Source organism: Desertihabitans aurantiacus, from assembly GCF_003344635.1.
Taxonomy (GTDB): Bacteria; Actinomycetota; Actinomycetes; order Propionibacteriales; family Propionibacteriaceae; genus Desertihabitans; species Desertihabitans aurantiacus.
Genome location: NZ_QPKK01000133.1, coordinates 1 through 10,466, shown reverse-complemented (window position 1 = coordinate 10,466; position 10,466 = coordinate 1). Strand labels below are relative to the sequence as shown.

Annotated in this window: 7 protein-coding genes; 6 read left to right on the top strand and 1 reads right to left on the bottom strand. The window is 69.4% G+C overall.

The window, feature by feature from the left end; all coding sequences use genetic code 11:
• On the top strand, positions 1–586 hold a 586-nt coding region (locus tag DVA66_RS11745), incomplete at its 5' end, for a GNAT family N-acetyltransferase (protein WP_114560257.1).
• A gap of 34 nt (positions 587–620) precedes the next feature.
• Positions 621–4,214, top strand: a complete 3,594-nt coding sequence (gene mfd / locus DVA66_RS11740; protein ID WP_114560255.1) for a transcription-repair coupling factor — start codon at positions 621–623, stop codon at positions 4,212–4,214.
• A 93-nt stretch (positions 4,215–4,307) separates the two neighbouring features.
• Here the strand turns inward: mfd and DVA66_RS11735 are convergent, their stop codons facing one another.
• Entirely contained in the window at positions 4,308–6,719 is a 2,412-nt protein-coding gene (locus tag DVA66_RS11735; protein WP_114560254.1) for an SIR2 family protein, read from the bottom strand.
• 358 nt (positions 6,720–7,077) lie between these two features.
• Between DVA66_RS11735 and DVA66_RS11730 the strand changes: the two genes are divergently transcribed.
• Genes DVA66_RS11730 through DVA66_RS11715 form a run of 4 tightly spaced genes read left to right on the top strand, consistent with a single transcriptional unit; the run spans position 7,078 to position 10,356 of the window.
• Positions 7,078–7,614, top strand: a complete 537-nt coding sequence (locus tag DVA66_RS11730) for a SurA N-terminal domain-containing protein (RefSeq protein ID WP_114560253.1) — start codon at positions 7,078–7,080, stop codon at positions 7,612–7,614.
• Between the two features lie 41 nt (positions 7,615–7,655).
• Complete coding sequence (locus DVA66_RS11725; RefSeq protein WP_114560256.1) at positions 7,656–8,255, top strand: MazG family protein; 600 nt, start codon at positions 7,656–7,658, stop codon at positions 8,253–8,255.
• A 47-nt stretch (positions 8,256–8,302) separates the two neighbouring features.
• Complete coding sequence (locus DVA66_RS11720) at positions 8,303–9,325, top strand: zinc-dependent alcohol dehydrogenase (RefSeq protein WP_114560252.1); 1,023 nt, start codon at positions 8,303–8,305, stop codon at positions 9,323–9,325.
• Between the two features lie 2 nt (positions 9,326–9,327).
• On the top strand, positions 9,328–10,356 hold the full coding sequence (locus DVA66_RS11715; protein ID WP_114560251.1) for a glycoside hydrolase 5 family protein: 1,029 nt from the start codon (positions 9,328–9,330) through the stop codon (positions 10,354–10,356).
• The last annotated feature ends 110 nt before the right edge of the window (positions 10,357–10,466 follow it).

Here is a 10,466-nt window from a genome sequence, read left to right as displayed (position 1 = left end):
CGTCCCGGAGGTGCTGCTGTCCGGCGACCACGCCGCCATCGCGCGCTGGCGGCACCAGCAGCGGCTGGAGCGCACCGCCGCGCGGCGTCCGGACCTGCTGGCGCCGACCGCCGCCGACGACCCGGCCGGGCTGGCGGTCGTCCCCGCCACGCCGGCCGACCTGCCCGAGCTGTACGTGCTGCAGCTGGCCTGCTGGGTGCGCCAGGCCCAGCTCAACCCCGACGTGGAGATCCCGGCCCTGCACGAGACCCTCGACGACCTGCGGGCCTCGCTGGCCGACCACCCGACCTGGGTGGTGCGCAGCGCCGGACGCCTGGTCGCCTCGGTCCGCGGCCACCTCGACGGCACCGACTGGGAGGTGGGCCGGCTGATGGTCGCTCCCGACCTGCGGGGGCGGGGTCTGGGACGTCGGCTGCTGGCCCACGCCGAGGCGGTGGCACCGCCCAGCGCCACCCGGTTCACCCTGTTCACCGGCGCCCGCAGCGAGGAGAACCTGCGGATGTACCGCCGCGCCGGCTACCGCCCGACGCCCGAGCCGTGCCCGTTCCCCGGCGCGGTGAAGCTGGGCAAGCCGGTTCACCGCTGAGCGGGTTGTCGGAGGCGGCGACTAAGGTTTCCGGGTGACCTTGGCTGGCCTTGTCGAGCACGTCGCGAGCGATCCCGTCCTGTCTGAGTCGATCGACGACGCGCGCTCGCGCACCGTGGACGTCCTCGACCTCACCCTGGCGGCTCCGCTGCGGCCGCTGGTCGCCTCCGCGCTGGCCCGGCGCACCGGGCGTCCGCTGCTGCTCGTCACCTCCACCTACCGGCAGGCCGAGGACCTCACCGCCACCCTCGGCTCCTTCCTCGAGCCCGACGAGGTCGCCTACTACCCGGCCTGGGAGACGCTGCCGCACGAGCGGCTGAGCCCCCGTTCCGACACCGTCGGACGCCGGCTGTCGGTGCTGCGGCGGCTGGCCGGCAACGACGAGCTGCCGGCGCCGAAGATCGTGGTGGCCCCGGTGCGCAGCCTGATCCAGCCACAGGTCAAGGGGCTGGCCGAGCTGCTCCCGGTGCGGATCACCGTCGGGCAGGACCACGACCTGGACGAGCTGGCCCGGGCCCTGGCCGGCGCCGCCTACGCCCGGGTCGACATGGTCGAGCGCCGCGGCGAGTTCGCCGTCCGCGGCGGCATCCTCGACGTCTTCCCACCCACCGAGGAGCACCCGGTCCGGGTCGACTTCTTCGGCGACACGGTCGAGGAGATCCGCCCCTTCGCCGTCGCCGACCAGCGCTCGGGCGACGAGACCATCGAGTCGGTGGTGGCCGCGCCCTGCCGCGAGCTGCTGCTCACCGACGCCGTCCGGGCCCGTGCCGCCGAGCTGACCACCGAGCAGCCCGAGCTGGCCGAGATGCTCAGCCGGATCGCCGCCGGGCACGCGGTGGAGGGGATGGAGTCCCTCGCCCCGGCCCTGGTGGACGGGATGGAGCTGCTGGTGGAGGTGATGCCGGCCGACACCCTGGTGGTGGTCTGCGACCCCGAGCTGGTCCGCACCCGCGCGGCCGACCTCGTCAGCACCTCCAGTGAGTTCCTGCAGGCCTCCTGGTCCGCGGCCGCCGGCGGCGGGCAGACCCCGATCGACCTGGGCGAGTCGGCCTACCGCAGCCTCGCCGAGGTGCGCCGCTGCGCCCGCGAGCGCGGGCAGGCCTGGTGGAGCTTCTCCTCCTTCAGCGCCGGCCCGGAGGACGGCGGGCCGGCGGTGCCGGTACGCACCGAGGACGGCGAGCTCGTCGACCTGTCCGCGGCCGACGGCACCAGCAGCGTCCCCACCCGGATCGTCGAGGCCCGGGCCATCGACTCCTGGCAGGGCGACACCGAGGCGATGGTCACCGAGGTCCGCCGCGGCGTCGCGGCCGGCTGGCGGATCGTCATGACCGCCGAGGGCCAGGGCCTGATCGACCGGATGCACGAGCTGCTGACCGACCACGAGATCGCCTCCCGCCGGCTGGTCGGGCTGCCCGACGTGCCCGAGCCGGGCACCGTCAGCCTGGTCACCTCCGACCTGCGGCACGGGTTCCGGATGGAGGCGGTGCAGCTGGCCGTGCTCACCGCCGGCGACCTCTCCGGCCAGCGCGCCGCCGACAAGTCCGCCCGCCGGATGCCGGCCCGCCGCAAGAACCAGATCGACCCGCTGCAGCTGAGCCCCGGCGACCCGGTGGTGCACGAGCAGCACGGGGTGGGCCGCTACCAGGAGATGGTGCAGCGCACCGCCGGCGGGGCCACCCGGGAGTACCTCGTCATCGAGTACGCCCCGTCCAAGCGCGGCCAGCCCGGCGACCGGGTGTACGTGCCGATGGACCAGCTCGACCTGGTCACCCGCTACGTCGGCGGGGAGAACCCGACGCTGGACAAGATGGGCGGCGGCGACTGGGCCCGCCGCAAGTCCAGGGCGCGCCGGGCGGTCCGCCAGATCGCCGGTGAGCTGATCCAGCTCTACGCCGCGCGCCAGGCCACCCGCGGGCACGCGTTCAGCCCCGACACCACCTGGCAGCGCGAGCTGGAGGACGCCTTCGGCTACGTCGAGACTCCCGACCAGCTCTCCACCATCGACGAGGTCAAGCGCGACATGGAGCAGGTGGTGCCGATGGACCGCCTGGTCTGCGGCGACGTCGGCTACGGCAAGACCGAGATCGCGGTCCGGGCCGCGTTCAAGGCCGTCCAGGACGGTAAGCAGGTCGCCGTGCTGGTGCCCACCACGCTGCTGGTCCAGCAGCACCACCAGACCTTCGCCGAGCGCTACGCCGGGTTCCCGGTGACGGTGCGCGCGCTCAGCCGGTTCCAGAGCGAGGCCGAGAGCAGGGAGACGCTGGCGGGGCTGGCCGAGGGCACCGTCGACGTCGTGGTCGGCACCCACCGGTTGCTGTCGGGTGAGGTGAAGTTCAAGGACCTCGGCCTGGTCGTGGTGGACGAGGAGCAGCGCTTCGGCGTCGAGCACAAGGAGGCGCTGAAGCGGCTGCGCACGGCCGTCGACGTGCTGGCGATGTCGGCCACCCCGATCCCGCGGACGCTGGAGATGGCCGTCACCGGCATCCGGGAGATGTCGACCATCGCCACCCCGCCCGAGGAGCGGCACCCGGTGCTGACCTTCGCCGGGCCCTACGACCGCGGCCAGGTGACCGCGGCGATCCGGCGCGAGCTCAGCCGCGAGGGCCAGGTGTTCTACATCCACAACCGGGTGCAGACCATCGAGAAGACCGCCGCCCAGATCCGCGAGCTGGTGCCCGAGGCGCGGGTGGTCACCGCCCACGGTCAGATGGGGGAGGCCCGCCTGGAGCAGGTGATGGTCGACTTCTGGGAGCGCCGGGCCGACGTGCTGGTGTGCACCACCATCGTCGAGTCCGGGCTCGACATCTCCAGCGCCAACACCCTGCTGATCGAGCGCGCCGACCTGCTCGGGCTCTCCCAGCTGCACCAGCTGCGCGGACGGGTGGGTCGCGGCCGCGAGCGCGGCTACGCCTACTTCCTCTACCCGCCGGAGAAGCCGCTCACCGAGACCGCGCACGACCGGCTGGCCACCATGGCCGCCCACACCGACCTCGGTTCGGGCATGCAGATCGCCATGAAGGACCTCGAGATCCGCGGTGCGGGCAACCTGCTGGGTGGCGAGCAGTCCGGCCACATCGCCGACGTCGGCTTCGACCTCTACATCCGCCTGGTCGGGGAGGCGGTCGCGGAGTTCCGCGGCGACGGCGGCGAGCCCGAGCCCGAGGTGCGGATCGAGCTGCCGCTCGAGGCCCACCTGCCGGTCGACTACGTCGAGTCCGAGCGGCTGCGGCTGGAGATGTACAAGCGGATCGCCGAGGTGCGCAGCGAAGCCGACATCTCGGCGATCGTCGCCGAGCTCACCGACCGCTACGGCGCCCCGGACGGGCCGGTGATCACCCTGCTGCACGTGGCGAAGTTCCGCCTGGCCGCCCGCGCCGCCGGGCTGACCGAGGTGGTCAGCCAGGGCAGCTACATCCGGTTCGGCCCCTTCGACCTGCCCGAGTCGCGGGTGCTGCGGCTCAAGCGGCTGCACCCCAAGGCGGTCATCAAGGAGGCCGCCGGGTTCGTGCTCATCCCGCGTCCGCGCGGCGGGTTGGGGCAGGCCGCCCCGACCGGGGACGAGCTGCTGGGCTGGTGCACCAAGGTCGTCGAGGACGTCTTCGCCCGCGAGTCGGTCGCCGCAAACTGAGGTGCAGTTGCAGTCGACGTGATACTGCGCCACTGGAACGCCAACACGTGATCACATTGGCGCAACTGGAACGGTCAGTGAAGCCATTCCCCCTCAGCTTTCGGTAGTCACCGAGTTCCAACGCAGCAGTTCGTCCACTCGTGCGATGTGGCGATCTAGTTCCGGTTCGAAGAGTCGACTCTGCGCCGCTCGCAATCCCAGTTGAGCTATCCGCAGCCAATCATCATCGTTCGTCAGATCGAACCAGTCCTCCGCCACCTCAGCCGCGCTTCGGTAGGTGTACCAATTATCTGAGTAGCGCCGCATAGCTTGCTCACAGTCCGCCCAAGCCCAGCGAAGCAGGGCTTCTCGATCCTGCGGCTGGATCTTTCGGTCCTCCTCCGCCCTCAAACGGTACAGTTCGATCCTATAACGGAGAAGGGGTGGATCTAGGCCCACTGCGAGGATTGCTTGCTCCAGAACTTGCTCCGCCTCGACATACTGCCTGCTCCGCACAAACTCTCGGACGAGCCGATGTCTTAGTACATGGTCACGAGGCAAGAGCTCGACCAACTGTTCAATCAAGTCGACCCGGTCCGCAGAACTCTTGATGTTGTCAAGCCCGAGGGCATTGTTGCATAGATTGCGAATCGCGTTCTTCTCTATGTCGATAGTTGGCCGAATATGCTCAACTAAGTCCTGGACGAGCTGCAGGTGATCGTCAGGGTCCGAGTACTTGAAGCGCGTAATGATGTCCGCAATCTCGGGGTGGCGGGTCCGCCAAACGTAAATGCCGTCTGCGACGTTGGTTGATGACTCGGCCATCAAGCCCGTGAGGTCGGTCAGTACCCGCGAGATCTGCTCGTGATGGAGGCCGAGCATTCGCAAGATTAATTGTCTGTGCGAGCCGCCAGCCAGAGACTCCAGCGCTGCGACCAACTTGTATACCTCTTGCAAGTCGTCGGGGAGGGCGGCGAACTCTTCGAGGACGATAGTTGCGAAGCCCGTACTTGAAAAGATGTTTTTTAGGCAAATGAAGATATCGGCGCCGCACTGCCGCTCGAGATATACACGTTGTTGATGCCTGCTCAGTGAGTTGAACTCGTGTGGGATGAACGGAGCCAACTCGCTGTTCGACCGAGCAAGCAGAAGTAGGCGCTGAACTTCCGCAGTAGTGAGTCTAGGCCGCAATGGATCCGAGGCCATTAAACTTGGGTGTTTGATCAGCCTAGCCCAGCGGTGGTTTTCAGCAGTGACCAGCACCCAGAGTGCGCGGTTGCTCGCTCTCTCGAGACCTTTCAGTAGGTCATTGACTGCGCGCTGATAGGTCGTAGCATTGTCAAGCAGCAGTATCGCATGCACATTATCGTTAGCGAGTCGCGCATTGACCGCTAGCCATTCCTTGACGTCGAGAGGTAAATCGGTTCGATGTTCCCACGCTAAGACTCCATGCTCGCTACGAGCTTGAGCGATGACCTGTCGCGCCATTGTAGTCTTGCCAAACCCGGCCGCGCCGAGTATGACGGCAGTTCCAAACCTCGATAGCCGTTCTATCGTGACTGGGACGAGTTCGCGTTCGAAAGTGCGGCCTCGCGAGATGTCGAAGTAGGTTGCGGCTGCACCGTTGACCATCTTGCGTATCGGTGTCGGTATGCGTACCGCCTCGCTGACCGACACCGTGATTGCGGCTAATGTGTCGGTCAAGTACTGCATGTCAGTGCTGGTCGGATTGTTCCTGAGTTCGTCCTTGGGTGGAACCCTCTTGGACATCTCAGAGGCAAACCAGTCAATGTCGCCGATCGTGACCTTCAGGCCCCGGGCCTCAAATACCCGTTGAATTTCAGGTTCACCCGAGAAGAGCAGCAGTGATACCCGATCCCTGAGACCCATTTCTTGCTGAAATGCGAGCGCATCGTCTATGAGTTCATCTAAGTGTTGATCTGCAAGGCTCTGTCCGATGATCAGAAGTTTCCCGACCTCAAGGTCCGATTGCATTCTGCGCAACAGGTCAGCTTTCCACCGACGCACGCTTCGGTAGTCTGACTTTGTGATGACCATAAATGATGGCGCTCCGAAGGCGCGGTCCTCGCTGATGCAGCCATGTAGTTTGAAGATCGGTAATTTGCTACGATGCTCTAGTTCAGGCAGGTCGAACCTTGACCGGATGATCGCGATTTCTACACCAGCTTCGACGGCCGCCTTCTCTATCAGTCTGTCGTAGTTCGTCGTATATATGCCACGCCAGGGAAATTTCGGCAAGGCGCGAATTCCGCCGGTTGGTTCAACGTCGACGTGCTTGATCACGCTCTCCACTAGGGCTCGCCGACCCACCTCGTTCTCGATGATTTCACCGATGAGCGGTAGGTCTCCCTGTACTTGAAGGTTCGGGATCACGTCCGCAACCACGTGATCGCGAAGCAACTCCCAGCTAGGTGCTCCTGATGGCATGGACACGCCTGCGCCAAGTAGTAGCACAGTGGACGACGGATCGCACCATTCGACCAGGTCCCGCATGCTTCGTGCCATGGCGCCGACTCCATCCGCGATTGTTGCGTGGCTACTCGGATGTTAGGCCTTTGCTTCCTGGAGCGACAGAGGCGCGTCTTCGTTCACTCGCGTCTGCGTAGAAGGTGGTGCGTTCGTGCTGAGGAGGCACGGACTCACGCTGGCCTAGCAGGTGTGAGCGCGGGCTCGTGTGCGTGGCAGCAGCGCTTGCGCGCCGAGAAGCGCACCTTCAACTCGGGGCTGCTCGCTCGGACGTTGCCATCGTTCAAGCTACCGCCCTCGTCGTCGAGGACGTCTTCGCCCGCGAGCCGGTCGCCGCGGGCTGAGCAGCCGGCTGGCTAGGATCGGACCCGCCGACCCCCGACGAAGGGAGCAGTCCGTGAGCGTGCGTCAGAGCCGTCGTGCCGCGCTGGGACGTCGCCTGGCCGCGGCCGGGGCCGTCGCTGTGCTGGTGGGCGGCTGCGCCAACCACCCCACCGACGCCGCCGTGGTCGACGGCACCGCGATCAGCGAGTCCTCGCTGCAGACCACGGTGCAGGCGGCCGCCCGGGCACTCGGTGCGGCACCGACCGACATCAACCAGCGCGCGGTGCTGGCCTCGCTGGTGCAGGGTGCGGTGGTGGACGAGGTGGCCGAGGAGCGCGGGGTCGACGTCGACCCGCGGGCCCGGGAGAGCCTGATCAACACCGAGCCCCAGCTGCAGGCCTTCGCCGCCGACCCCGAGGCCGCCCCGCTGGCCGAGGCGCTGGCCGACGTCGCCCTGGTGCAGCAGCAGCTGGGACCCGAGGCGTTCAGCGAGGCCTTCCTCGCCGTCCCGGTCACGGTGAACCCGCGCTACGGCACCTGGGACCCCACCAGCCAGGAGGGTCTGACCGGCACCGGCTCGCTGTCGGTCGAGTCCTACACCACCCCGTGAGCAGCCCCGTCCACCCTGAGCTGGAGCGCTTCGTCGCGGTGATGGAGCGGCTGCGCCGGGAGTGCCCCTGGGACGCCGAGCAGACCCACCGCAGCCTGGTCCGCTACCTGGTCGAGGAGACCTGCGAGGTCGTCGAGGCGATCGAGGACGGCACCGAGGACGACCTGCGCGAGGAGCTCGGCGACCTGCTGCTCCAGGTGGTTTTCCACGCCACCATCGCCGCCGAGCGGGGCGCCTTCACCCTCGACGAGGTGGCCGGCGGGGTGGCCGACAAGCTGGTCGCCCGCCACCCCTACGTGTTCGCCGACGGCGACGTCCCCGACGACCTGGACGCCACCTGGGAGCAGCGCAAGCGGGCCGAGAAGCAGCGCACCTCCGCCCTGGACGGCATCCCGTCGCAGCTGTCGGCGCTGACCAAGGCGGCCAAGACGATCAGCCGGGCCCGCTCCCATGCGGTGGACCTGCCGCTGCCGGCCGAGCCGGTCGAGGCCGACGTCCTCGGTGGCGAGCTGCTCGCCCTCGCCGCCCGCGCCCAGGCCAGCGGGCTCGACCCCGAGCAGGTGCTCCGCGACGCGCTGCGGGGCCTGGAGGGCGACATCCGCCGCCAGGAGTCCCCGGTCCCCGCGGCGGACGGGTCCTGACCCACCCCGCCCGCACTCCCGGACGGGCGGCGGTCCAGGATGAGCCCGTGGCGGGCTACGACGCGGTGACGCTGACCGGCGACGGCCGGGTCCGGGTGGTGCGCGAGGACGTCCGGGCGCCGGGGCCCGGTGAGCTGCGGATCGCGGTCCGCGTGGCCGGGCTGTGCGCCACCGACCGCGAGATCCGCGACGGCGAGATGGTCTACTTCACCACCGGTTTCGCCCGCTACCCGGTGGTCCCCGGCCACGAGTGGGTGGGCACGGTGGTCGAGGTCGCACCCGACGTGGAGGGGTTCGCCCCCGGGGACCGGGTGGTGGGGGAGTGCAGCATCGGCTGCGGCCGGTGCCCCACCTGCCGCTCCGGCGCCTACCACCTGTGCCCCGACCGCGAGGAGACCGGGGTCGTCGGCCGCGACGGTGGTCTGGCCGGGGAGCTGGTGTTCCCGGCCCGCGCGGCCCACCACGTCCCCGAGGGCCTGCCCGACGACGCCGCCGCCCTGGTCGAGCCGTCCGCGGTCGCCGTGCACGCGGTGGACGCCGCCGACCCCGGCCCGGGCGACTCCGTCCTGGTGGTCGGCGCCGGACCGATCGGCGTCCTGGCGATGCAGGCCGTCCGTGCCCGCGGCAGCGAGGTGACCATCTGCGACCGCGCCGCCGCCCGGCTCGCGCTGGCGCAGCGGCTGGGCGCCGACCACACCCTCGACGTCACCGGCACGGAACCGCCCCGGCAGCGGTTCGACCGGGTCGTCGAGGCCTCCGGCAGCGCCGGCGGGCTCCGGACAGCAATCGCCGCCGCGCGTCCGGGCGCCACGGTGGTGTGCGTGTCGCTCTACGGTGCGGAGATCCCGGTGCCGGTGGACGTGGTGGTGACCGGGTCGCTGCGGCTGCAGGGCTCGCTGGGCAGCCCGGGCGCCTGGCCGCGGACGCTGGAGCTGATCGCCTCCGGCGCCCTCACCCCCGACCGCATCGTCACCGCCCGGTACCCGCTGGCGCGGGCGGCGGAGGCCTTCGACCAGATCGGACGACCCGACCAGCTCAAGGTCGTGGTGGACACAGGGAACGGAGAGTGAGCATGGCGCTGGACACCAGCCGGGTCTTCGGCTTCAACTACGACGGCTCGTGGGGGACCAGCGGGCTCGACCTCTGGGTGCACCACGACCACGGGCTGATGGCCAAGGAGGTGGCCCGCGGCAAGCGCTACTTCCCCGCCTGGAACACCGCGCGGTGGTGGCTCTCGCACGAGGCCTACCAGCGCGACCCGGAGCGGTTCGCGGCCAACTTCGAGGCCGGGCTGGGCGTCTTCGCCGAGCACGGCATCGGGGTGGTGCCGGTGCTGTTCAACCGCTGGCGCGACCCCTGGTGCGACTTCGGCGGGGTGCCGCTGGACCACATCCTCCCCGGCGCCAGCTCGTGGTCGCGCTCGGACACCCTGTTCACCGCCGTCGACGTCGCCACCACCCAGGTGGAGCAGCTGTTCGGCGCCTACCTCGCCGGCGTCGTCGGCCCGCACGCCGACGACGAGCGCGTCGTGGCCTGGGACCTGTGCAACGAGCCGCTGATGGGCACCTACGTCGAGGACGACGCCAGCCCGGTGCTCGCCGCGGAGCTGCGCTGGCTCGGCTGGGTGGCCGACAGCTGCCGCCACCTGGGGGCGTTCCAGCCGCTCACCATCGGCAACTTCGCCAGCCTCACCGCCATCCGGCGGACCGAGCCGCTGGTCGACGTCATCTCCTTCCACCCCTACTACATGTGGAACGGGCACCCGACCCAGCCGCACATGGCCACCGTCGAGGGGTTCGAGGCCTTCCTCGACGAGGCGGTCGCGATCGCGTCCGAGGCCGGCAAGCCGCTGCTGGCCAACGAGACGGTGTGGGGTGCCCGTGACGACGCCACGCACGTCGAGGTGATGCGGGTGACCCTGGGTGCGCTGCGGGCCCGCGGGATCGGCTTCACCGTGCACGCCCTGCAGCACAGCCTGGTCGCCGACCTGCACGAGGACGTCTACGGACCGGTCAGCCACGCGGAGTGGCTGCACTTCGTCCGCGCCGACGGGAGCCTGCGCGCCGGCCACGAGGCGTTCAACGAGTACGCCCCGGGCTGACTCAGCCGTCGAGCAGCTGCTCGACCATGCCCGTCACGGTGGTCGTGGCACTCGCCGTGTCGTAGCCGGGATCGGCCAGCCGCTCGGCCACCACGGCGTTGACCGCGCCA